The organism is Natronomonas gomsonensis (assembly GCF_013391635.1).
Classification (GTDB): domain Archaea; phylum Halobacteriota; class Halobacteria; order Halobacteriales; family Haloarculaceae; genus Natronomonas; species Natronomonas gomsonensis_A.
The window spans coordinates 490,988-511,263 of sequence record NZ_JACAWU010000002.1; the positions used below are offsets into that span (position 1 = coordinate 490,988).

26 protein-coding genes are annotated in these 20,276 nt (G+C 63.6%); 11 read left to right on the forward strand and 15 right to left on the reverse strand.

Features of this window, described 5'->3' with window-relative positions:
• Positions 1-24: 24 nt before the first annotated feature.
• The 6 genes from HWX69_RS10905 to HWX69_RS10930 all read right to left on the reverse strand — a co-directional run bounded on the left by HWX69_RS10905 (position 25) and on the right by HWX69_RS10930 (position 5,862).
• Complete coding sequence (locus tag HWX69_RS10905) at positions 25-639, reverse strand: HTH domain-containing protein (protein ID WP_178917130.1); 615 nt, start codon at positions 637-639, stop codon at positions 25-27.
• A 103-nt stretch (positions 640-742) separates the two neighbouring features.
• Positions 743-2,644, reverse strand: a complete 1,902-nt coding sequence (locus tag HWX69_RS10910; protein ID WP_178917131.1) for a helicase HerA domain-containing protein — start codon at positions 2,642-2,644, stop codon at positions 743-745.
• 65 nt (positions 2,645-2,709) lie between these two features.
• Positions 2,710-3,144: an acyltransferase gene (locus tag HWX69_RS10915; RefSeq protein ID WP_178917132.1), complete on the reverse strand. Its 435-nt coding sequence runs from the start codon at positions 3,142-3,144 to the stop codon at positions 2,710-2,712.
• 39 nt (positions 3,145-3,183) lie between these two features.
• Entirely contained in the window at positions 3,184-3,459 is a 276-nt protein-coding gene (locus HWX69_RS10920; protein ID WP_178917133.1) for a hypothetical protein, read from the reverse strand.
• Positions 3,460-3,498: 39 nt separating this feature from the next.
• Positions 3,499-4,713 (reverse strand): DNA polymerase IV, encoded by a 1,215-nt coding sequence (dinB, locus tag HWX69_RS10925; protein WP_178917134.1) that lies wholly within the window; start codon positions 4,711-4,713, stop codon positions 3,499-3,501.
• 63 nt (positions 4,714-4,776) lie between these two features.
• A complete protein-coding gene (locus HWX69_RS10930; RefSeq protein WP_178917135.1) occupies positions 4,777-5,862 on the reverse strand; it encodes an SMP-30/gluconolactonase/LRE family protein in 1,086 nt (361 codons plus the stop codon).
• 117 nt (positions 5,863-5,979) lie between these two features.
• Here HWX69_RS10930 and HWX69_RS10935 point away from each other — a divergent pair, with 117 nt between their 5' ends.
• Positions 5,980-6,840, forward strand: a complete 861-nt coding sequence (locus HWX69_RS10935; RefSeq protein WP_178917136.1) for a RimK family alpha-L-glutamate ligase — start codon at positions 5,980-5,982, stop codon at positions 6,838-6,840.
• A 42-nt stretch (positions 6,841-6,882) separates the two neighbouring features.
• Positions 6,883-7,500, forward strand: a complete 618-nt coding sequence (locus tag HWX69_RS10940; protein ID WP_178917137.1) for a DUF2391 domain-containing protein — start codon at positions 6,883-6,885, stop codon at positions 7,498-7,500.
• Here the strand turns inward: HWX69_RS10940 and HWX69_RS10945 are convergent, their stop codons facing one another.
• Positions 7,501-7,773 (reverse strand): hypothetical protein, encoded by a 273-nt coding sequence (locus HWX69_RS10945; protein ID WP_178917138.1) that lies wholly within the window; start codon positions 7,771-7,773, stop codon positions 7,501-7,503.
• Positions 7,774-7,838: 65 nt separating this feature from the next.
• Entirely contained in the window at positions 7,839-9,458 is a 1,620-nt protein-coding gene (locus HWX69_RS10950; protein ID WP_178917139.1) for an FAD-binding oxidoreductase, read from the reverse strand.
• Positions 9,459-9,544: 86 nt separating this feature from the next.
• Between HWX69_RS10950 and HWX69_RS10955 the strand changes: the two genes are divergently transcribed.
• Together HWX69_RS10955 and HWX69_RS10960 are read left to right on the forward strand one after the other, a co-directional pair.
• Entirely contained in the window at positions 9,545-9,850 is a 306-nt protein-coding gene (locus HWX69_RS10955) for a hypothetical protein (RefSeq protein WP_178917140.1), read from the forward strand.
• Positions 9,850-10,035, forward strand: a complete 186-nt coding sequence (locus HWX69_RS10960) for a hypothetical protein (protein ID WP_178917141.1) — start codon at positions 9,850-9,852, stop codon at positions 10,033-10,035. The genes HWX69_RS10955 and HWX69_RS10960 overlap by 1 nt, the downstream gene beginning before the upstream one ends.
• A 3-nt stretch (positions 10,036-10,038) precedes the next feature.
• Here the strand turns inward: HWX69_RS10960 and HWX69_RS10965 are convergent, their stop codons facing one another.
• The gene (locus tag HWX69_RS10965) at positions 10,039-11,022 is read right to left on the reverse strand and encodes a DUF7544 domain-containing protein (protein ID WP_178917142.1); all 984 of its coding nucleotides are present in this window, start codon (positions 11,020-11,022) and stop codon (positions 10,039-10,041) included.
• Between the two features lie 132 nt (positions 11,023-11,154).
• Between HWX69_RS10965 and HWX69_RS10970 the strand changes: the two genes are divergently transcribed.
• Positions 11,155-12,324: a sensor histidine kinase gene (locus HWX69_RS10970; protein WP_178917143.1), complete on the forward strand. Its 1,170-nt coding sequence runs from the start codon at positions 11,155-11,157 to the stop codon at positions 12,322-12,324.
• A gap of 155 nt (positions 12,325-12,479) precedes the next feature.
• Positions 12,480-12,824 (forward strand): hypothetical protein, encoded by a 345-nt coding sequence (locus tag HWX69_RS10975; protein ID WP_178917144.1) that lies wholly within the window; start codon positions 12,480-12,482, stop codon positions 12,822-12,824.
• A gap of 10 nt (positions 12,825-12,834) precedes the next feature.
• Here the strand turns inward: HWX69_RS10975 and HWX69_RS10980 are convergent, their stop codons facing one another.
• From HWX69_RS10980 to HWX69_RS10995, 4 genes are all read right to left on the reverse strand, one after another.
• Positions 12,835-13,077, reverse strand: a complete 243-nt coding sequence (locus HWX69_RS10980) for a DUF7508 domain-containing protein (protein ID WP_178917145.1) — start codon at positions 13,075-13,077, stop codon at positions 12,835-12,837.
• The gene (locus tag HWX69_RS10985; RefSeq protein WP_178917146.1) at positions 13,077-13,574 is read right to left on the reverse strand and encodes a DUF5796 family protein; all 498 of its coding nucleotides are present in this window, start codon (positions 13,572-13,574) and stop codon (positions 13,077-13,079) included. Before HWX69_RS10985 ends, HWX69_RS10980 begins: the two co-directional genes overlap by 1 nt.
• Before the next feature lie 123 nt (positions 13,575-13,697).
• Positions 13,698-14,321, reverse strand: coding sequence for an OsmC family protein (locus HWX69_RS10990; RefSeq protein WP_178917147.1), 624 nt, complete (start codon positions 14,319-14,321; stop codon positions 13,698-13,700).
• 225 nt (positions 14,322-14,546) lie between these two features.
• The gene (locus HWX69_RS10995; protein ID WP_178917148.1) at positions 14,547-15,341 is read right to left on the reverse strand and encodes an aldo/keto reductase; all 795 of its coding nucleotides are present in this window, start codon (positions 15,339-15,341) and stop codon (positions 14,547-14,549) included.
• A gap of 77 nt (positions 15,342-15,418) precedes the next feature.
• Here HWX69_RS10995 and HWX69_RS11000 point away from each other — a divergent pair, with 77 nt between their 5' ends.
• The 5 genes from HWX69_RS11000 (at position 15,419) to HWX69_RS11020 (ending at position 18,066) form a co-directional block, all read left to right on the forward strand.
• The gene (locus HWX69_RS11000) at positions 15,419-15,835 is read left to right on the forward strand and encodes a VOC family protein (protein ID WP_178917149.1); all 417 of its coding nucleotides are present in this window, start codon (positions 15,419-15,421) and stop codon (positions 15,833-15,835) included.
• Positions 15,836-15,891: 56 nt separating this feature from the next.
• Complete coding sequence (locus tag HWX69_RS11005; protein ID WP_178917150.1) at positions 15,892-16,734, forward strand: shikimate kinase; 843 nt, start codon at positions 15,892-15,894, stop codon at positions 16,732-16,734.
• Entirely contained in the window at positions 16,692-17,042 is a 351-nt protein-coding gene (locus tag HWX69_RS11010) for a chorismate mutase (protein ID WP_394353445.1), read from the forward strand. Before HWX69_RS11005 ends, HWX69_RS11010 begins: the two co-directional genes overlap by 43 nt.
• A 178-nt stretch (positions 17,043-17,220) precedes the next feature.
• Entirely contained in the window at positions 17,221-17,541 is a 321-nt protein-coding gene (locus HWX69_RS11015) for a hypothetical protein (RefSeq protein ID WP_178917151.1), read from the forward strand.
• Positions 17,542-18,066: a hypothetical protein gene (locus HWX69_RS11020; protein WP_178917152.1), complete on the forward strand. Its 525-nt coding sequence runs from the start codon at positions 17,542-17,544 to the stop codon at positions 18,064-18,066.
• Positions 18,067-18,931: 865 nt separating this feature from the next.
• On the opposite strand, the gene HWX69_RS11025 is transcribed toward HWX69_RS11020, so the two are convergent.
• The gene (locus HWX69_RS11025) at positions 18,932-19,396 is read right to left on the reverse strand and encodes a hypothetical protein (protein WP_178917153.1); all 465 of its coding nucleotides are present in this window, start codon (positions 19,394-19,396) and stop codon (positions 18,932-18,934) included.
• A 259-nt stretch (positions 19,397-19,655) separates the two neighbouring features.
• A complete protein-coding gene (locus HWX69_RS11030; protein ID WP_178917154.1) occupies positions 19,656-20,159 on the reverse strand; it encodes a hypothetical protein in 504 nt (167 codons plus the stop codon).
• Positions 20,160-20,276: the final 117 nt, after the last annotated feature.

Consider the following 20,276-nt stretch of genomic DNA (forward strand, 5'->3'; position numbering starts at 1 on the left):
GTCCCGTTCGATGGCACCGTCGCGTCAGTCCGAAGGCGCCTCGGCGGTCCGCGTGCCGGCCGTCGGCAACTCCGCCCACCCGTCGGCGGTCGCCGCGCCCACCCACGCACAGTCCGGGCAGATGAACACGCCCTGTCCGTTGACGAGAGCCCCCTCACAATCGGGACAGCGTCGCTGCTCGGCCGTGGGCTTTGGGTCTATCGACCCGAGCGGACGCGGCAGTTCACCGCTCCGAAGGGTATCGACGGCCTCCTCGACGGTATAGGTCTCCCCGTCAGCGGCGTGGGGGAAGACGCCGACTAACCGCTCTTCGCGGTAGACGGCGAGACACAGCGTCGGCGTGACCAACACGTCGACACCGTCTTCCTCGACTATCGACGACCGGGTTCGCGTCTCGAAGGGCGGTCGAATCGAGACGCCGCGCCGGTCGGCCCACGACCGGAATCGCTCGTATCGGGCGAGGGTTTCGTGGTCGCCCTCGTCGTCGAGGCGGACAGTCTCCGGCCAACTCCGAACGACGACGGTGTCGACGAGTGGGCCGTCTTCGAGGGAACGGAGCGTTTCGACGCGCGATTCGATTGGATCCGCGACGAGCGGCGCCCTGACGTGACAGACGAGCGTAGTTTCGTCTTCGTGCATGTGGACTCACCTCTGAGCGCTCGTACCGACACACACGTCGCTTCCGACTCGTTGTAACCAACGGCAGAATCGAGATTAAAAATTTCGCCGGCGTGTGACCCGATTACTCTTCCGGCCACGGCGTCACGCCGTCGGCGTGGTCGGATTCGACCTCGCCGCCGTCGGCGGCCGCGGTTCCGTTGCTTTCGTCCGCTGTCTGTGGCTCGATACCCTCCACGAACGCTGCCTCGATTGCTTGGACCAACTCATCGCGTTCGTCGTCGGGCAGTCGCTCGTTCGGCTCGAAGGGGTCGACCGACTCCTCGGCGACCAACGAGGGCAGCGCGTAGTCGTGTTTGCCGCGACCGACGTGGGCGACGAGCCCTCGCTGGCGCAGCGCGCGGTTGACGGCGTAGGATTCGGTTCTGTCGCCGGACCCGCCCGCGGCGGCGTGGGCTTCCTGTGGCGTCGTCGGACCGTAATCCCGGTAGTGTCTGAGCATCTCGACGGCGATAGCGTCGAGGGAGTAAATCTCGTCCCGCAGTCGGCTCACGAGCGGGTCTCTGGCCGTTTCCGTCGCGGTCGCCGTCGGCGAGCGTTCCTCGCCGCTTGCGACTTCCGAGACGGTCGGCTCCGTGTCCGTTTCGGTCGTTTCCTCGGCTCCGACCGAGTCGATTCCGTCGAAAGCATCCCCGAAGTTCGCCGGCCCCTCGGCGTCGTCGACGGGGTCGGCCTCCGGTTCCGCCGATTCCGATGCGACGGATTCGTGGTCCTGCTCGTCGTCGGAATCGGTTCCGGTTGCGTCGCCGGGGCTGTCGGTGCCAGCTCGGTCCCAGTCGCTGCTGGCGTCGGGTACCTGCCCGGACTCGGGTTCGCGCTCGCCGTTTCGGACGGCGTCCAGTTCCGCTTCGAGTTCGGGGTCGCGGCGGACCGGCTTTCGGGCGACCTCTTCGAGCTCGCTCTGTCGTCCCGGCGCGGCCGACAGCGGCCGGCCGGTCACCTGCTCCATCATCGCCCGCGAGAAGCGGTCGGCCATCTGCTTGAGGTCCTGTGCCTCCGACAGTTGCCGTTCGAGGTCCTGAATCCGCTCGTCTTTCTGCTTCAACTCGCGCTGTAACTCCTCGATGCGGTTCTCCCGTTGCTGTTGGGTCTCGGTTATCTCCTGGAGTTCCTCGACGAGGTCGCCGGAGACGCTCTTCAGTTCGGGGCGCTCGAAGTCGTCGAGACCGGGTGTCGCGCCGGCGTCGAAGGTCCGCTTGCGCTCGAACTGGACGACGCGGATGTCCTCCGACCAGTCGGTCATCAGGAAACACTCCCCGTCGTCCATCTCCTCGATGTGGTCGGCGTACTCGCTGCCGAGGATGCGCCCGACGACTTTCGTGTCGTTGTTCCAGGTCAGCCGATGCCAACAGAGCCAGTCACACTGCGTGATGAAGTCCTTCTTCACGTCGGCGGGGCGCTGGCTGATGCCGACGATGCCGAGGCCGTGTTTGCGGCCGCGTTTGCCCACCTTGATGAGCATCCGACCGCACTCGTCCATGCCGCCACCTTCAGGGATGAACTCGTGGACCTCCTCGACGAGCATCATGAAGGGCTGTTTCAGTTTCTTCTCCTTGGCGAAGAGATGTTTCGTCACCTCAGTCAGCAAATCGCGGGCCTCCGATTCGTCCAAAAAGCTGGAGATGTCGAGGATTATCGGGACGTTCTGTTCGAGCGCCAACTCGGCGATTTTGCCGGCGTGCTCCTCGTTGACCTGCAGGTCACACTCCTCGTCGCCGCCGACGTGGAGGATTTCGTACTCCTCTTTCAGGCCGTAGTACTCGCCGTCGATGTCGACCGCGAGCAGGCTGTAGCCGCGGTCGAGCAGTTTTTCGGCGACGACGCTCGCGCTGTTCGACTTCCCTGAACCGGATTTGCCGGTGATGAATCCCCGTCCGGTGAGCAAGTCGACGATTGGCAACTCGACGCCCGTTCCGGCGTCGTCGCCACGACTCACTTCTCCGACGGTAATCGTTTCCTCGCCCATTGGGAAACCGAAGACGCCCACCGCACATAGTTCTCCGTCAGACGGGCGTCGTGCGCGTGATTCCGCTATCGGTCGCTTCGAACGACCGCCCCGGCGGCGACGTCTTCGGTCACCGTCACTCCCGCCCCAACGACCCCGTTCTCGCCGACGGTGACGCCGGGCAACACGACTGCACCGGCGCCGACGAACGCGCCGTCTTCCAGCACCACTGTCTCGAAGGTGTCCTCGCGGAACGTCATTCCCTCCGAACTGCGGTCGTGGGTGACGCCGACGACGGCGGCGTTGGGGCCGACCTGCACCTCCGACCCGATTCGGGCGTTCTCGACGTAGGCGTTGGCGTTGATGTCGGTCGGCCCGTCGATGTTGGATTTCTTGATGGACGTTCGTTCGTAGACGCGACATCCAGTAGCGATTTCGGAGTCGTGAACTGTCACGTACTCCCGTATCTCCACGTCGCCGAGCGTCGAGTTCTCGATATGTGCCGTCTCGTCGACCGTCATACCGGCCCGACCGTCGGCGGAAAAATCAATCCTCTCGTCTCACTCCGCCCGGATGACGAAGTGGTCTTCGGCCTGCCGTTCCAGCGTCGACTCCTCGCGCAGTTTGGCGATGTAGCCGGTCGGCTGATTCAGGAGTTCGTGGTCGGCGTCGACGCGGACGAGGTTGCCGATGAGTTGCGCAGACGGGGGCTTCTGGGCTGCACCGCAGTCGTAAATCGTAATGAACTCGTTGCCGTCGGGCGTCTCGTGGACGATGACGTGGGCGTGTCGAGGGAGGTGCCACGTCTCGTCGCCGGCGACGGCGAGGTGGTTCATACCGGCGCTTCGCCCCCGACAGCCAAAAGCCTGCCCACCCTACTGGAACTCCGAGAGGTCGGCCTGTCCATCTCGGGAACGTTCACGATGGCGTTTTCGGATGTCGTGGTCCGTCTCGACATCGTCGTCGGAGTCCTCCCACGCATCCAGACTCGCCTGTTCGCGGTCGTCGAAGGAGAGATTCGAGACGCGGACGCCGAGTTTCCGAACCCGGTCGTCGTCGAACTCCGAGAGCAAATCGAGCGCGACGGCTTCCACGAGGTCCGGGTCGTCGACCGGTCCCGACAGCGACCGCGCGCGGGTGTTCACGTCGAACGGCGGTTCGACGACCTTGATGCCGATGGTACGATACAGCGCGCCCTTCGCGGTCGCGCGGTCGGCGACCTCCTCGGCGAGTCCCCGGACTTTCTCGCGTTTCGTCTCCGAGTCGTCGGTCGTCTCGACGAACGCCGATTCGCTGGAGAGGCTCTTCGGCCGCCCCTTCGGTTCGACCGCGCGGTCGTCCTCGCCGCGCGCTTGGGCGTGGAGGTCTCGGCCCCGTTCGCCGAAGGCGTCGAGTAGCGTCGTCTCCTCGGCGGCGGCGACGTCGCCGGCCGTCTCGAACCCCATCTCGCGTAACTCCCGAGCGGTGACTGGACCGACGCCGTGGAGGTCCTCGACGGCCATCGGCGCGAGGAAGTCCCGAACTTCCTCGGGTTCGACCACGACGAGTCCGTCCGGTTTGTCGGCGTCGGAGGCGAGTTTCGCCGTCGTCATGTTCGGGGCGATACCGACCGAGGCGACGACGCCGGCCTCGTCTTCGATGTCGGCTTTCAACTCGCGACCGAACGCACGGGCGTCGTCCCACGCGAGGTCGCCCAAATCGAGGTACGCCTCGTCGATGGAGACGTTCCGGACCGTCTCTGCGGTGTCGTCGAGGACCGCTTTCACGTCGGCGCTCACTGATTCGTAGAACGCCATGTCGACGGGCCGGTAGACGCCGGTGTCCTCGTCGTCCTCGGCGGTTGCCCGGCGGGAGAGCAACTCCAAGGCCTCCGAGATGGCCATCGCCGACTCCACGCCGTACTCCCGTGCTTCGTAACTGGCGGTGGCGACCGCACCGTGTTCTTCGCCCGATTCGTAGCCCATTCCGACGACGACCGGTTCGCCTTCCAGCCTCGGCTCCTTGAGTCGCTCACAAGCGGCGTAAAAGCAGTCCATGTCGACGTGACACACCACCTGTTCGGGCGTCGTCACGCCCGGGAGCCGAGCCATATCGGTGGTTCCCGCCACGCCGTCTATAACATTGTGAGAGCGCGGTGAAACTGAACTGGCCACCTACTCCAGCGGACAGCGCACGACCCGGTAGCCGAACAGTGACCCGAGATACAGCGCGCCGTCGTGGGGCGTCGCGGAAGTGACGCCGAAGACGCCGCCGGTGGGGTCGTGCAGCGACTCGACGATGTTCCCCTCCGAATCCAGCCGCAACACCAGTCCGTAGGCGTCGCCGCTGACCTGCTCTAAGACGGCTTCGGGGAGTTTCCCGAGTTGGCGCTTCAGCCACGGCACTCGGTGGAGGCCGTCCAGCGTCGAGTCCCGGAGGCTCGGAATCGCCACCCAGTGGTCGCCGTCGCCGGCGACCTCGATGTTGTCGGGGTAGCCGGGGAGGTTCTCGGCGAACACTTCGGATTCGCCCGCTCGGTCGCCGTCGACGTAGTACCGCGTGATACGATACCGCGAAGTCTCCGTTATCAAAAGCGACTCGCCGTCTTCGTGGGGACAGACGCCGTTGGCGAAGCCGAGGTCCTCCAGTTCGACGGTCGTCTCTCCGGAGTCGGGATGGTACGCCAGCAGCCGACCGGTGTCCTGCAGTTCGAACAGTTCGTCCTGGAACAGTTCGTGGACCGTCGCGTCGGTGAAGTAGACGGTGCCGTCGTCGGCGACGTGGAGGTCGTCGGCGAAGACGATGTCTCGGCCGCCAGCGCTACTCGATAGTGTCGTCACCTCGCCAGCGGGGTCGATAGACAGCAGGCCGGCGCCGGTGGCGGCGACGAGGAGGTCCTCGCCGTCGAACTCCATGCCGAGGGCACGGCCGCCCGTGTCGGCGAACGGTTCCAACTCGGCGTTCGTCGTCCCATCGTCGACCGGTTCCGTCGTCCGGACGACCGCGCCGTCCTCGGTGCCGGTGTACAGTCTCCCGTCGTCGTCGAAAGCCACGTCCTCGGGGCCTTCACACTCCACGACGGTCTCCCGACCGGTCAGGCTCCGATTGGAGTTCAGCGGTCCGGTCATCGCCGGGGGGTCCGGGGGGTTCCAGCCCGCGGGGTCCAGTCGTGACTCGACGCGTGAACCGGCGATGCCGACAGCACCGACCAGTATTCCTGCCGTCGCGAGCGGATGCCGTCGGACGAATCCGAGTGCCATGGTGTCGCCTCACGCGGCGTCGTGTCAAAAGTTTGGATTCCGACGGAACGGGAGACTTCGTATTGAGAGTTGTTATCAGTACACAATTGGTAAGCGATAGCCGGCCGTAGTAGCGCCATGCGTCTGGGATTCGTCTACACCCGAATTCGAGAGGACGAGAAGTTACTGTTGAACGCACTCCGGAATCGCGGCCACGACGTGGTGAAAGTCGACGCCTCGCGGATGGGCTTCGGACTGGAGGGACCGCATCCGCCCGACACCTTCGAGGGCGTCGAGTTGGCGTACAACCGATGTCTCGAGTCGAGTCGCGCCCGGTACGTCAGCCGGTTTCTCACCCACTACGACGTGCCGGTGGTCAACGGTCCCGAACCGACGTGGGTGTGTGCCGACAAGGTCCGAGGGAGTCTCGCCCTCCGGAAGGCCGGCGTGCCGACGCCCCGAACCGAAGTCGCGTTCAGCGTCGAGGCCGCCTTGGAGACCTGCGACCGCTTCGGGTATCCCTGTGTCCTCAAGCCGGTCACGGGGTCGTGGGGCCGGCTCATCGCTCGCCTCGACACCCGCGCCGCCGCCGAAGCCGTCCTCGAACACAAAGACGTCCTCGGCGGCTACGAGCACAAAGTGTTCTACATCCAGGAGTTCGTCGAGAAACCGGACCGCGACATCCGCGTTCTCGCCGCCGAGGGCGAACCGATTGCGGCGATGACCCGCTCGTCGGGCCACTGGATTACGAACGCGGCCCGTGGCGGGAGCGTCGAAGCCTTCGAGGTGACCGGGGAGGTGCGGCATCTCGTCGAGGAAGCCTCGAAAGCCGTCGGTGGCGGCTTGCTTGGCGTCGACCTCATGGAAACCGAGACCGGATACACCGTCCACGAGGTCAACGCAACCTGTGAGTTCAAGGCGCTGAACGCCGCCACGCCCGACGTCGACGTGCCCGAGCGCATCGTCGACTGGCTCGAAGCCCGCGCGGCGACCGCCTGAACCGGCGACAACTCTTTGCTCGCCGTGGCCGAGACCCCTGCTATGGCCGACGAGGACTCGACGACCACCGAGGTACTCGAGCGACTGGAGTCCCTCGAGGAGTCGGTGTCGGCCGGAGAGGAGCGTCGCCGTGCCCGTCGAATCCGCCGCCTCGCCGAGGGACTGCACCGATTCGAGCGGCGGACGTTCGACAACGTCGAGCGGAACATCCAGCGATACACGACCAGAGACGTACTGGAGGCGTTCGTCGGGTCAACCATCTTCTCGCTGCCGCTGGTCGTCGAGGGCGGCGTCCTCGAAATCGGCTCCCACTTCGCCACCTCGCTGGTGTACGGCGTTCCGGTGTACTTCTTGGCCAACGCCGTCTTCGTGGTCACCATCACGGCCGGCCTGCTGTACTACGCGGAGTTTCGGGAAGTCGAGATACAACTCGCCTTCGGATTCGTCCCGAAGCGGCTGGTCGGCGTCCTCGTCATCGCGTTTCTGACCGCCACGGCGACGATGGCGCTGTGGGGACGCCTCGTCACCGCAGAGCCGTTTCTCAGTCTGTGTCGAATCAGCGTCGTCTGGACGGCCGGCGCGTTCGGTGCCGGCCTCGGGGACATCCTCCCCGGCGAAAACGAGGGCGAGGAAATCGGCGACCTCTTTGGCGGGACGTAACTACTCGAAGCCGGTCGTGGGGTCGCGGGCGTTGTCCTCTTCGGGTGTCTCGGTCAGGCCACGGAACGGGACACCGCCGAGTAGCGCAGCGACGACCAACAGCGCCGCCGCCAACACGACGAAGTCACCGCTGGGGTCGTAGCCGGCCAGCCCCGCCCCCGTCGAGACGACGAAGACGGTGACGTAGAAGGCGGCGATGGCGAGCAGTATCAACACGACGAACGTGACGACGGTCTGGACGAGTCCGCCCAGCACACGGAGCAGTTTGCTCATGATGTCGGACGTTCGACACGGTGTGGTAAGAAACCGATGGCCCTCGGATGATACGTCGGTGAGGCCTACAGCAACGCACCGGGGTTCATGATGCCGTCGGGGTCGAGCGTTCGCTTCATCGACCGCAGGGCGTCGAGGTAGCCGTCCGGCACCTCCTCGTGGTAGTGTTCGCGGTGGACTCGGCCGACAGCGTGGTGGTGGGTGATGGTCGCGCCGTACTCCATCAGCGTATCGGAGGCCGCCTGCTTGATGGCGTTCCACTGCTCTAACTCCCGGCCGACCTCCGCCGGCGCGAGCAGGGTGTAGTACGGCGCGGGGCCGTCCTCGTAGACGTGGGTGAACCGACACGAGAGGAAGCCGGCGCCGCATTCGTCCTCCATCGCGCCGACGACGTTCTCCTGGAGCGCCTCGTGGAGGTCGGGGAACTGCTCCCAGGTCACCGCCGTCTCGAAGGTGTCGACGAGGACGCCCATCGAGACCAGCGAGTTGAACATGTACGGCGCCTCGATGAAGGAATCGCGCCAGGACCCCTCCGAGGAGTCGGAGCGGTCGGTGTCCGATTCGTCGTCATCGGCCGAGCGGTCCTCTATCGCCGGTCCCTCGGGGCAGGTGCCGCCGTGAGCTTCGGCCAACGCCATCGCCCGTTCGAGGTCGTCGTCGACGGGATGGTCCGTCGACTCGAACCCCAACACGAGCAGGTGGCTGCCGTCGAAGGCGAGTTCGTTCAACATCGCCTCGTTGCTGTCGAGGAGTCGGCAGTTGGCGGGGTAGAGTCGCGCCTGGACGATGTCCCGCGTCGCCTCGACGGCGTCCCAGAACTCATCGAAGTACATCGTCGCCCGAGCACGATGCGGCGGGCGGGGCTGGACCCGGGTCCACCCCTCCGTGATGACGCCGAAGGCGCCCTCGCTGCCGAGCAAGAACCGGTTCGGGTCGGGCCCGGCGCCGGAGGCGGGCAGTCGACGCGTCTCGAGGGTTCCGGCGGGGGTCACCGCCCGGACCGATTCGACGAAGTCGTCGATGTGGGTGTATCGCGTCGCGAAGTGGCCGCCGGCGCGGGTGGCGACCCACCCGCCGAACGTCGAGAACTCGTAGGACTGGGGATAGTGTCGCAACTGCAGGCCGTACTCCCGCAGTTGGTCCTGTATTTCTGGTCCGGTCGCGCCGGCCTGAATCTTCGCGCTCCGGGAGTGTTCGTCGACTTCCAGTACAGCGTTCATCTCCCGCATGTCGAGCGAGCAGACGCCGGCGTAGCCGTCGCCGTCGCACTCGATGCCGGCGACGACGCTCGTGCCGCCGCCGAAGGGGACGACGGCGACGCCTTCGGCCGTCGCCCACTCGACGACCGCCTCGACGTCGCTTTCGTCTCGGGGCGCCGCGACGACGTCTGGGGCCTTCGAGAAGTCGCCGTGAAAACCGCGAACGAGGTCGCGGTATCCCTTCCCGTACGTGTGACTGGCCCGCGCTCGGCGGTCGGTCGTCGCGAACTCGGCCAATCGGTCGGGCACGTCGATGCGGGACTCTGGCATGTCGATGTCGGCGAGCGTCGGATACTCCATGACGGGTCGCTCGGGAAACCCGAGCAGCCCCTCGATTCGGGCGGCCAACTCCCGGCGCTCCTCGTCGTCGGGGAGGCGGTCCTCGTACCCCCACGCCCAGAAACTCAGCTGTCGGTCCTCGGTCATGGCGTGGTGTGAACGCGACGCATGCATAAATCCTCCCGCAGGATTCGACCGGAACTGTTGAGTCGGACGGTTCCGAGGCAACTCGTATGCTTCCGTTACACTCCGGTCATCCAGCAGGCGAGTCGATGTTCATCCTCGCACTCACAGTCGTCTTCGTCGCGGCGGCGTTCGCGCTCACCCGCGAGGGATGGACCCGCATCGGCGGACTAATCGCCTCGGCGACGCTGGCTGGAACGGCCGCCATCACTGCCGAAGCGTTCGAAATCACCGTCCACGGGCCGCTTCACGTGCTCGGTCACGGCCTCGAAATCGGCGCGCTCGCGCTGCTCGGCCTCGCCGGGTTTTACGCCCTGTTCGACGCCGACGCGTCGATTACCCTAGACGACGGATAATGGAGGTCCCCGGAACCGCACGCGAACGAATAATCGCGCTCCTGTCGGTGGCGCTCGTGTTCCTTCTGGCTCGCTTTGGGGCCGCCCAACTCAATGCACCGGCGGTCATCGGACGGGGACTCTACGTTCTTGCGGTCGGTTGTCTCCTCGGCTGTGTGGTCGTCATCGCTCTCGACAACCGCTGACGTTCAGTCGTCCGCCGACGGTTCGTCGGCGTCGTCACGAATCTCGGCGACGAGGTCGTAGGCTGGCGAGATGTCGGCGAGGACGAAAAGCGAGTAGTGGCGAAGATACGTCGAAACGGGTGTCTGAACGAGCGTCACGCCGACGACGGTGACGACGATTCCGTAGAGGAGGATACCGATGACGGCGAGGGCGAAGAAGACGATGCCGAGTCCGACGAGGAACTGGACGGCGAGAACGACACCGGCGAGGATGGCGAAGGGGATGCCGACCAGCACTCCGACGGCGACGAAGCCGATGCCCACGACGACGCCGAACGCGATGCCGAGGCCGATTCGGACGAGTGCGTAGACGCCGTACTCGGCGGCGTTCTCGCGTAGTTCGGGAGCGAACGTCTGCCAGCCCCCGACGATGCCGACGTCGTCGACGAGCATCACCGGAACGACGAAGTCGACGGTGAAGCGGTGGAGGAGATACAGGCCGATTACTCCGACCGCGATGACTGGCGACAGCAGCACTGCGATGACGGCGCCCGCGACGCCTAACCCCCAGACGAGCGCGGCGAGGAACAGCACCGTCGCGAGAAGCACCACCCCGACGAGGAGACGAAACAGGAACAGCGAGACGCCCTTCCGGCTGTTCTCGCCGAACGGGCCGCGAATCCGAACGTCTCGGCGCTCGACGATGCGGACGAAGACGAACTCCATGAGTGACCCGACGAGGGCGAAGGCCAGCGCCACGAGCAGGACGACTCCAGCGATGGCGAGCATCTCCGGGAGGCTATCGAAGATGGACGGCCCCGAAACCCCCGGTCCCGGTGGGGCCGGGAGGTTACTGACCGACCCGCTGTTGAGATTGACCCCACTCATCCCGGAGACGAAGAAGACGACGACGGCGAGACGGAGCCACCGCCGGAGTTCGAACGGGAGGAGGAGCCGTTTGGTGGCCTGATACGCTTCCTCGATGTCGTCGACCGCGCTGTACGCCATACCGTTCCCAGCGACGGCGACGGAGAAAAGCGTTCGTGCGAGTCGAGTGGCGGCGCGGCGGCCGGCCCGCTGTCGGATGACTTCAGACAATCGGGCGACACGTATACTAATGTGGGGCCTGAAGGTGGGACGATGCTCGAAAGCCCCGGTCGACGGTGGGGGTTCGTGTTCATCTCCCTCGGCGTGACCCTCGCAGCTGCGGGACTGACCTTCTGGTTCGCATGGGGGCTTCCGGGGACCTCGTCGGTCAATCAAGCGGTGCTGGGAATCGTCGTCCACGTCGTCTTCGGGTACATCGTCGTGATGTCGGGGCTGACCATCTACCGGAGCGACCTCGACGCCGCGGAGTGTTTCAGCGCCGCGAAGTGGTGTGCCGGCGGGTTCGGACTCATGGCGCTGTTCGTCCTCTGGGCGTCCGCTCCCGACCTCCTCGCGGGGCAGTTCACCCTGGAACTCCTCAACGAACTCGTCGTCGTCGGGTCGGTCGGCGCCGCCGCGGGCGTCCTCATCGGCCTCAATCGGGGCCAGGCCGTCCAGAATCGACGGCTCGTCGAGGAGAAGGAAGACCAGCGGGACACGCTGTTGTTCCTGCTTCGACTTCTCAGACACGACGTTCGCCACGACCTCGTGACCATCGGCGGCTACGCCGACCTCCTCGAAGGCGAGGTCAAATCCGAGCAGAACCGCGAGTACCTCGAACACATCGAGGGCCGCACCGAGTCGATGCGACAACTGCTCGAAACCGCCGATGCGATTATCGAATCCGAGACCGGGGGCCGCGACCTCGAACCCATCGACATCGCCCCCGTGCTTCGGGAACAGAGTTCGCTAATACAGTCGAAGGCCCCCGAGGTGAACGTCGTCACCGACATTGACGACGCACTGTACGTCGAGGCAGACGACCTCGTCGTCGAGTTGTTCAAGAACCTCCTCGACAACGCCGTCACACACAACCCGACCGAGAACCTCACCGTTTCGGTCGATGGCACGACCGACGGCGATGCAGTCGTCGTGGGCATCGGCGACGACGGCGAGGGGATTCCGGGGTCGATTCGAGACGACCTGTTCGACCCCGAGATTCGGGGAAAATCGAGCGATGGGGACGGACTGGGACTGTACCTCGTCCGGAAGCTCGTCGATTCCTACGACGGGAGCATCGATGTGGTCGACATCGACGACGGCACTCGTTTCACGGTTCGCTTCCCACGGTCCGAGGCCGGACCCGACGGTTCGTTCGGTCCGTTCGAGGGCGAAAACGGGGTGGGGAGTGGTGGGGGAGAACATCACGCACTCGATGCGTGACGGTGGCACCGTCTCGACAGGTATCCAGCGCCGCCGAGCGGTGCACTCGCAGTTCCGCCGCGTGAGGTATGTGCGTACTGCCCAACAAATTAGGCACCGGTCGGTCACAGCGCGAACCGCACCCTCTATTGTCCGTCGGGACGGCGACGCGTTTGATGGGTTCCGAGGAGTCACGACCCGACAGTGAGAGCACGTGTGAGCGGTGCGGCGGGGACGCTGTTCCGAGCGAGACGCCCGGCGTTACGCTGTTGGAATGTGTCGACTGCGGCAACGTCGTCGGCATCGCGGGAGAGCCGGAGGAAACACCCGACTCGAGGTCGGTCGACACCCAGACGGTCACCGCGACGGACGGCGAACTCGACCAACTCGTGATGCTGTTGCGGTCCCGCGGCGCCGACGGCATCCACGCGGACGAACTCCGAATAGAGGCTGCCGGGGCGACCCTCGTGATTACGGCCGCCGACGGCGAACTGCGGATTCGGGAAGCCGACAGCGAGTGATGGCCGTCGGCTACAGTCGGTCTCGGTGGTCCTCGGCGAGTCGTTCGGCTTCTTCGCGGTTCTGAGTCGTTTGCCACCGAACTTCTTCGCCGTCGCCGTAGGCGAGGGCCTCCTTCAGGCTATCACGGAGGGGCCCGTGGTCGACCGCGAGGACGTTCCCGTCGCCGTCGCCGAGTTCGTACACGCCGTAGCGGTCCGGGACCTTCCCGACGGTCGCCCGTTCGAGCGGTTCCCACGCCTTCTTCAGCGGCATCACTCGCCTCCGTCGGCGTTGTCCCCTTCCTCGGTGTCGCCTTCGCCCGCTCCGCGTTCGCCCTCGTCGTCACCCGCCGAGACGATTTCGTAGGAGGCCTCCCCCATCTCGTCTTCGGCGAAGACGAACACCCGTCCGCGGGCGGCTTCGGGGTCGGCAGACACTTCGACCCGGTAGCCGTGGTTTTCGGCGTCGACGCCGGGGAACAGCGAGGTCTCCTCGCCGCGTTCGATGATGACCCGGCCGACGCCGGTCGATTCGAGGATGTCGTCGTGGGTGTTGCGGTCGTTGACGTACACCATCACGCCCTCCCGTTCGTCGGGGGAGGTGACGAGGACGTGGACGTCCTTGCCGGGGCCACAGACGACCGACCACTCCCGCTTTGCCGGCACGCCGTGGTAGAACACCGACCGCCCGTCGACGTACTCCACCTCGACGCCCTCCGGTTCCAACGAGACCGAGAGGGTGTCGGGTGCGATGTCGCTTCGCTGGCTCATTGACGGCGATTCGGCCGGCGACGGCAAAAGCGGGGCGGTTGGGCGACGACGGTGACCGGCCGCTCGTCGCTGGGTTGCCCGCTCGAAACTCAAAAAAGACGTGACGGGGCGTTCGTCACTCGGTCAGTCGTCCGCCTCTATCGGTCGTTGAATATCGACGACCGGCTCCATCTCGTGGGGGAGATGCATCAGGTTCCAGACCGGCGAGCGCTTTGCGCCCTCGGCGAGGAGTTCGGCGTCCGCCTCCGAGAGGCCGTCGCCGCTGACTTCTATCTCGACGCGGATGTCGTCGAACGTGGCCGCGGCGTCCTCGACGTCGTGAATCATGAGGACCACGCGGGGGTCGAAGTCGAGTCGGACGTTCGTTTCCAGCCCCTCGAGTTCGATGTCGTTGGCTAACGCTGTGACGCCCACGGCCACGTTTAGACAGCCGCTGAGTGCAGCCAGCGCTACCTCGATGGGTTCCATGCGGTCCGTCGGGTCGACGAAGCCGGCGGCCGCTTCCATCTCCTTCCAGGCACCCATCGGTAGGGTGTACTCTCGGGTCTCTCGTTCGATTTTCTCGCCGCCGAGCGTGTACTCGTCGACTCTCGCCAGACTGTGAAAGAGCCGTCCCTCGTAGGGCGCACGTGCCCCGAGTTCCATCTGTATCTCCTCGGGATTGGCCGTCGCGTGCTCGACGAACTCGTGGAATGCGTCCAGGTCGACTCCTTGTTTTACCGTCTCCGATTGGTGTGTTGCTGCCATGAATTCCTCCTGTCGCTGTAATCCACTCCAACGCGACGACGCGTTCGGACAGTGCTGTCCGCTGGGTCTCGTCGACCGTGGATTAGCGTTCTATCCCACGTTAAACATCATCAATGTTCGTTAAGATTCCGTGCCGCTTGGTCGCCCTTGGTTGCCACATACGACCCACTCACTGTGGTCTCAGTAGGCGAGGCGTTGACTGGCGGTTCGGGGCGTGCTTCGCCCTCAGTTCCACGGCGCGCCGTCGGGGTCGACTACGCGTCGTCGTTCGTCGATGCCGTCGAGGCGCGTTCGTGCTTCGTCGGTGAATGCGACTTCCCTGGCATCGATGTTATCCCGGACGTGTTCACCGCGGGCCTTCGGAATCGGGACGATGTCACGGTCGAGGTGCCACGCCAACACCGCCTGTGCGGGCGTCACGCCGAGGTCGGCGGCGACCGACCGAACGACGGGATGGTCGAGTAACTCACCCTGTCCGAGCGGGGAGTACGCGACGAGCTGGTGGCCAGTCTCGTGGGCGATGGCTGCCAACTCAGACTGGGGCAACAGGGGATGGCACTCCAGTTGGTGGGCGACGATGGGCGAGTCGAGCAGTTCGCGGGCCTCCCTGAGGAGTTCGGGCGTGAAGTTTGAGACGCCGACGTGGCGTGTCAACCCCGCCTCCCGGAGTTCGTCGAACGCCGACAGCGTCGCCTCGGCGTCGTAGGCTCGAATCGGCCAGTGGACGTACAACAAATCGACGGCATCGACGCCGAGCCTTTCGAGACTCGCCTCGGTCGTCCGACGTACGTCCTCGGGCGCTAGCGAGTCGGGGTGTACTTTCGTCGCGAGAAACACCGCCTCGCGGTCGACGCCGCTTTCGGCGAGCGCCTCGCCGACCTCCGCTTCGTTGTCGTACATCTGTGCGGTGTCGACGTGGCGATAGCCCGCTTCGAGCGCCGAACCGACCGCGTCGACGCACTCTTGGCCCGCTAATCCCGACGTGCCGAACCCCGGTGCCGGAATCTCCGGTCGTGACATGGATTCACTACAGCGGCGAGCACCAACTGTCTTCGCCCGTCGGAAGTGCCTTTGTCGGTCAGTGAGTGGTGCCATCCATGACCGACCTCACGGCCCACCACGTCGGCCTGACCGTCTCGAATCTCGACCGTGCAGTCGCCTTCTACCGCGACACGCTCGGTCTCGAGGTCATCTCTCGGTTCGAGGTCGGCGGCGAGGCGTTCGCGACCGCCGTCGACGTCGAAGGCGCTTCCGGAACGTTCGCACACCTCGACGCCGACGGCGTCCGCATCGAACTCGTCGAGTACGACCCCGAGGGAACGGCTTCCACCTCGGCGCTCAACCAACCGGGGGCCTGCCACGTCGGGTTCGCAGTCGAGGACGTCGACACCTTCGTCGCCGGCCTGTCCGACGACGTCGAGACGGTCAGCGAGCCACAGACGACCGAAAGCGGGACGCGAATCGTCTTTCTCCGTGACCCCGATGGAAATCGCATCGAACTGCTCGAAGCGTAGTCGCGCCGTTGCGCTAACCGCCACCGCTTTGTAGCCGCCCGGCCGAGGTTCGCCCGATGGATGGTCGCGCAGTCGCCCCCGCAGCGGGCACCGTACTGAACGCCCTGGCGAACGGCTACGGGTCGGCTTTCGCCATCGACGCCTACACCGAGGCGACAGTCGAGTTGGACGCCACCGGGGAGGTCACCGGCGAGGTGGCCGAAGCGCCCGACGCCGACACCCGCCTCGTCGAGCGATGCGTCGAATGCGTCGTCGAACGCTTCGGCGACGGCGAGGGCGGACACGTCCGCACCGAAAGCGAGGTGCCGATGGCCTCGGGGCTCAAATCTTCCAGCGCCGCCGCCAACGCAACCGTGCTGGCGACGCTGGACGCCCTTGGCGCCGAGATGGACCGCGAGGACGCCTGTCGTCTCGGCGTCGAGGCCGCCCGCGATGCCGGCGTGACGGTCACCGGTGCCTTCGACGACGCCTCCGCGTCGATGCTCGGCGGCGTCACCGTCACCGACAACACCGACGACGCACTCCTCCGACGGGATGAACCATCGTGGGACGTACTCGTCTACACGCCCGACGAACGCTCGTTTTCCGCCGATGCCGACGTGGGGCGCTGTGAGCGGGTCGCGCCGATGGCCGACGTAGTGTACGAACTGGCGTCCGATGGCGACTACGAGCGGGCGATGTCGATAAACGGACTCGCCTTCTGTGCGGCACTGGGTTACCCGACGGAACCAATCGTGGAGGCGCTGCCGGAGTCGGCCGCTTCGCTTTCGGGAACCGGACCGAGCTACACCGCCGTCGGCGATCGAGAGACACTGGAACGACTGCAAGACAGCTGGGATCAACGAGACGGACACACATGGCTGACAACGACACAACTGACGGGAGCGACGACGAAGTGAACGACGAGGCTGCCGCTCGAACGGGCGGCGACCCCGCCGAAATGGACCTCGACGAACTCCGCGAGGAGATACAGACCATTGACCGCGAAATCGTCGAACTCATCGCCCAACGGACCTACGTCGCCGAGAGCATCGCCGCGGTGAAACGCCAGCAGGGACTGCCGACGACTGACGAGTCCCAAGAGCAGGCCGTCATGGACCGTGCCGGCGAGAACGCCCAGCGGTTCGGCGTCGACGACAACCTCGTCAAAGCGATTTTCCGGCTGCTCATCGAGTTGAACAAAGTGGAGCAACGAGAGAGTCGGTAGCTCGAAATCCAGCAATACAAGCCGTATTGAGTCTGATTAGTCCTCAGGATATTCTTCCGATAGCTGCTCTTTCAATTCAGCCTCGGTGAAAAACACCATGTCCGGTTTCGGTGGCTCCGAAGGATGGGGTAGTGACGAGAGGGCAAGCGTTTTGGCTCTGCACTCACATTGTACACATATGAGTTCCGAGTCCAACAAGAAGCGCGTCCAGTTCCGTGCACCGAGGGGGCTGGTAGACCGGGCCGACGCGCTCGCTGCGGTGTTCGAGACGGATCGGACTGACATCCTCATCTCCGCGCTTCGGGACTATCTGCGGGACGCCGCGCATTCCGACGAAGTGAAACAGGAGATCGCGGACGCCTACTACGACGACGACATCACGTTCAAGGAACTGAAGGACCTCGTCGGGCACGAGGAGGCCGCCAACTTCCGACTCCTGAAAGAGCAACTGACCGACGAGTTCGTGGACGGAGTCGCGGAGGAACTTGCCGACTCGTAGATGGTTTTGATAGTCGCCGACACGTCCGCCCTCGTGAGCCTCGGAACCGTGGCGGACAGTTCACCGAACCCACTCGACTTCCTCCTCGATTCGCACACCGTGGTCGTCCCAGAGCAGGTCGTCGACGAACTCACCGAGACGGCGTCCTACGACGACGCCTCCGGCGAGGGGGCACAAGCGGTTCTCGACCGTCGCTCCGCGTTCGAGGTGCGTTCCGTCGAACTGGACGAGACGTTTCCGTTGGACGATGGTGAGAACGCGGCGGTCACGCTGGCCAACGAGGTGGACGCCGTGCAACTGCTCTGTGACGAGTTCAATCGGCTCGCGCTCGTCCACGCCTCGCTGGCCGAAACCCGCCTCGTCACAACACCGATTCTTCTCACCGCGCTGGTTCGGAACGACGCGCTCTCACCCGACACCGCTGAGGTGATTTTGGCCGAGATGAGTGACGCCCGCAGCTGGTCGTCAAACTCCTACGTCGAACGCGCGAATGCCACGCTTCGACAGCAACGCGAGGAGAGATGAGGTACGTTTCACACCCTTAGTGGTGGAACAACCGCTAGGTAGGTCTGCGGATTGAGTGGACGGGGGTCAGCTATTCACTCGTGGAGACCGTTTGCTAAAGAACTCCACCGACAATACTTCCAATAATAGTGGCCCCACCGATAATTGTCCCGAGAATAAGTATTACACCCCCGATTTCCATCAGGTATACGCTCGTTGGGGGAGGGCCACCTGCCCGACCGACAAACAAGGAGGCGAGGAAGCTGCTAATTGCGGTTGGCAAAAACACGAGTAATGCAGGGACTTTCGCTTGACTCATACTCTGTCGCAAGCGAAACTCTTCGGTTTGCCGTGCCGTGCCTGAACTCTTCTGTCGTTGTTGGTGCTGATACGCTGAATACGCACCCACCAAGAACGAGACACCGGCTATCCCTAAGAGAGCGGAGCCAAGAACGGGGTCAAGCATTATTCCCGCTTCGGATGTTTCATACATAATATTTCAACCCGATTCAACCGATGATTGCTTGCCCTGTACTGATTACTGGGAATTATTGTACTTCATGCGGGCCACATGCGGTCTATATTGAGCGATTACTATAACAAGTCGATTATAGAAGTTTCCAGACAAACCACACTGGAAGAGTCAGTCAATAGACTTGCGTATCGAGCACTTCAACAAGAGTTCGACGAGGTCATCTTCGCACTAAGTCACCACTGCTCGAACGTTGACTGTTCAACGCCACAAGTCGACCGTGACGATTTCAACCAAGTGAAATTGGGCGAGGAAGTCGGTCTGCTATATCACTCTGGAGACAGTGCGACTCTTATTCGCTGAATAACACCTATACATTGGCATCCACATCATAGCTACTCATTGAGCCGGGTATTAGGTAGAAACTGAAGTGGTCCGGGTTTGATTCATTGAGTCAATTTCGTGGACGACGATCGAATTTGGTATGTCTGAGAAAATTGCGTTGACCTCGTATCCTTTCCCAAAGAACGCATCCACTCGGTCTGATTCTATATCGAAATACGACGGAATCGGTTTGTGTGGCCGGATTGTGATTGTCATTTGATTTTCAGCCTCATCGAATACCACCTGGGAGACTTCAGCCCGGTAATCCCCATCACGAACATAGAAACAGCCAGATACGGAGACCGTATTTTTCTCACCAATTCTGATTACGGGCGCGTCTTCCTCGTGAATCTCGGTCTCAGTTGGACTGAACGACCGGATAGTGATACTCTCTAACGGCCCCGGAGTTGGAGGATTATTTTCGAGAGCGAAGTAAGCGGCCCCGCCAACCCCGAAGACTGCCGCAGTTGCACCGAGAACGCTCCTTCGGTCCATACTGTTTAGCCAACCCTCCCCAAGGAAAACGTTCGGGCGAAGTCATTCCATGTGGAGCCGAAAACGGATATCGAAGTCTCACACGCTCGCGTCTTCAATGCTACAGTAGCTGTTAATATTCGTCAGCCGTCAGTACAGGGACTGTATTGAGCAATTTCTATGATAAGTCGATTATAGAAGCTTCCAGACAAACCACACTGGAAGAGTCAGTCACTAGACCTGCTTACCGAGCGGTCTGACCCATTCGGGCTCTCGATTCTCACTGCGAGGTTGAACGGAGCCGTCCGGTCATATATCCGGTTGTGTACCCGAGAACTGCGCCGAACGTAGCAATACCTGCTATTAGGAGGCCAGAAACGGTATAGGCCATTACATACGATGATATGGAAGGTTGGCCTCCCCATCCGACCAGATACCCGCTTGCGATGAATCCGCCTGGTACCATACTGGGGGCCACACCGATTGCGATGTATCTCAACAGGCCATAGAAGTATCGACGAACACCCGTTTGACCTGCAGCGTTACCTCGCGTAGCGTCCCCGACGACTGCACTGGGAAGAACCGGCAATAAGAACGTCATGAACATCAAGAATAGCTCCGGACTATTCATCGGTGGATTGAATTCGGAGAGATACCGGTTGATTTGAGGAATAAGCACGTACGGCACCACAAGAATCCCTAACCCACCGAGGGCTACCAAATCCCGCTTCTGAACGCCCTCCACCGAAATCACCCCGCTCACCCGAGAGTGCAGAGAACCCATACATTCGGTGTTCAGAGCCAAATATGTAAAACCACTACCACAATCACATAGCGAGTGTACCACAGGGCCTGGAGATTCATCACTTAGTAAAGACCCTGCAATTAGCGACGGTTGACC

Coding starts and splice junctions, on each gene's coding strand:
- HWX69_RS10905 (WP_178917130.1), bottom strand. CDS start 639: ATGCACGAAGACGAAACTACGCTCGTCTGTCACGTCAGGGCGCCGCTC.
- HWX69_RS10910 (WP_178917131.1), bottom strand. CDS start 2,644: ATGGGCGAGGAAACGATTACCGTCGGAGAAGTGAGTCGTGGCGACGAC.
- HWX69_RS10915 (WP_178917132.1), bottom strand. CDS start 3,144: ATGACGGTCGACGAGACGGCACATATCGAGAACTCGACGCTCGGCGAC.
- HWX69_RS10920 (WP_178917133.1), bottom strand. CDS start 3,459: ATGAACCACCTCGCCGTCGCCGGCGACGAGACGTGGCACCTCCCTCGA.
- dinB (WP_178917134.1), bottom strand. CDS start 4,713: ATGGCTCGGCTCCCGGGCGTGACGACGCCCGAACAGGTGGTGTGTCAC.
- HWX69_RS10930 (WP_178917135.1), bottom strand. CDS start 5,862: ATGGCACTCGGATTCGTCCGACGGCATCCGCTCGCGACGGCAGGAATA.
- HWX69_RS10935 (WP_178917136.1), top strand. CDS start 5,980: ATGCGTCTGGGATTCGTCTACACCCGAATTCGAGAGGACGAGAAGTTA.
- HWX69_RS10940 (WP_178917137.1), top strand. CDS start 6,883: ATGGCCGACGAGGACTCGACGACCACCGAGGTACTCGAGCGACTGGAG.
- HWX69_RS10945 (WP_178917138.1), bottom strand. CDS start 7,773: ATGAGCAAACTGCTCCGTGTGCTGGGCGGACTCGTCCAGACCGTCGTC.
- HWX69_RS10950 (WP_178917139.1), bottom strand. CDS start 9,458: ATGACCGAGGACCGACAGCTGAGTTTCTGGGCGTGGGGGTACGAGGAC.
- HWX69_RS10955 (WP_178917140.1), top strand. CDS start 9,545: ATGCTTCCGTTACACTCCGGTCATCCAGCAGGCGAGTCGATGTTCATC.
- HWX69_RS10960 (WP_178917141.1), top strand. CDS start 9,850: ATGGAGGTCCCCGGAACCGCACGCGAACGAATAATCGCGCTCCTGTCG.
- HWX69_RS10965 (WP_178917142.1), bottom strand. CDS start 11,022: ATGGCGTACAGCGCGGTCGACGACATCGAGGAAGCGTATCAGGCCACC.
- HWX69_RS10970 (WP_178917143.1), top strand. CDS start 11,155: ATGCTCGAAAGCCCCGGTCGACGGTGGGGGTTCGTGTTCATCTCCCTC.
- HWX69_RS10975 (WP_178917144.1), top strand. CDS start 12,480: ATGGGTTCCGAGGAGTCACGACCCGACAGTGAGAGCACGTGTGAGCGG.
- HWX69_RS10980 (WP_178917145.1), bottom strand. CDS start 13,077: ATGCCGCTGAAGAAGGCGTGGGAACCGCTCGAACGGGCGACCGTCGGG.
- HWX69_RS10985 (WP_178917146.1), bottom strand. CDS start 13,574: ATGAGCCAGCGAAGCGACATCGCACCCGACACCCTCTCGGTCTCGTTG.
- HWX69_RS10990 (WP_178917147.1), bottom strand. CDS start 14,321: ATGGCAGCAACACACCAATCGGAGACGGTAAAACAAGGAGTCGACCTG.
- HWX69_RS10995 (WP_178917148.1), bottom strand. CDS start 15,341: ATGTCACGACCGGAGATTCCGGCACCGGGGTTCGGCACGTCGGGATTA.
- HWX69_RS11000 (WP_178917149.1), top strand. CDS start 15,419: ATGACCGACCTCACGGCCCACCACGTCGGCCTGACCGTCTCGAATCTC.
- HWX69_RS11005 (WP_178917150.1), top strand. CDS start 15,892: ATGGATGGTCGCGCAGTCGCCCCCGCAGCGGGCACCGTACTGAACGCC.
- HWX69_RS11010 (WP_394353445.1), top strand. CDS start 16,692: ATGGCTGACAACGACACAACTGACGGGAGCGACGACGAAGTGAACGAC.
- HWX69_RS11015 (WP_178917151.1), top strand. CDS start 17,221: ATGAGTTCCGAGTCCAACAAGAAGCGCGTCCAGTTCCGTGCACCGAGG.
- HWX69_RS11020 (WP_178917152.1), top strand. CDS start 17,542: ATGGTTTTGATAGTCGCCGACACGTCCGCCCTCGTGAGCCTCGGAACC.
- HWX69_RS11025 (WP_178917153.1), bottom strand. CDS start 19,396: ATGGACCGAAGGAGCGTTCTCGGTGCAACTGCGGCAGTCTTCGGGGTT.
- HWX69_RS11030 (WP_178917154.1), bottom strand. CDS start 20,159: ATGGGTTCTCTGCACTCTCGGGTGAGCGGGGTGATTTCGGTGGAGGGC.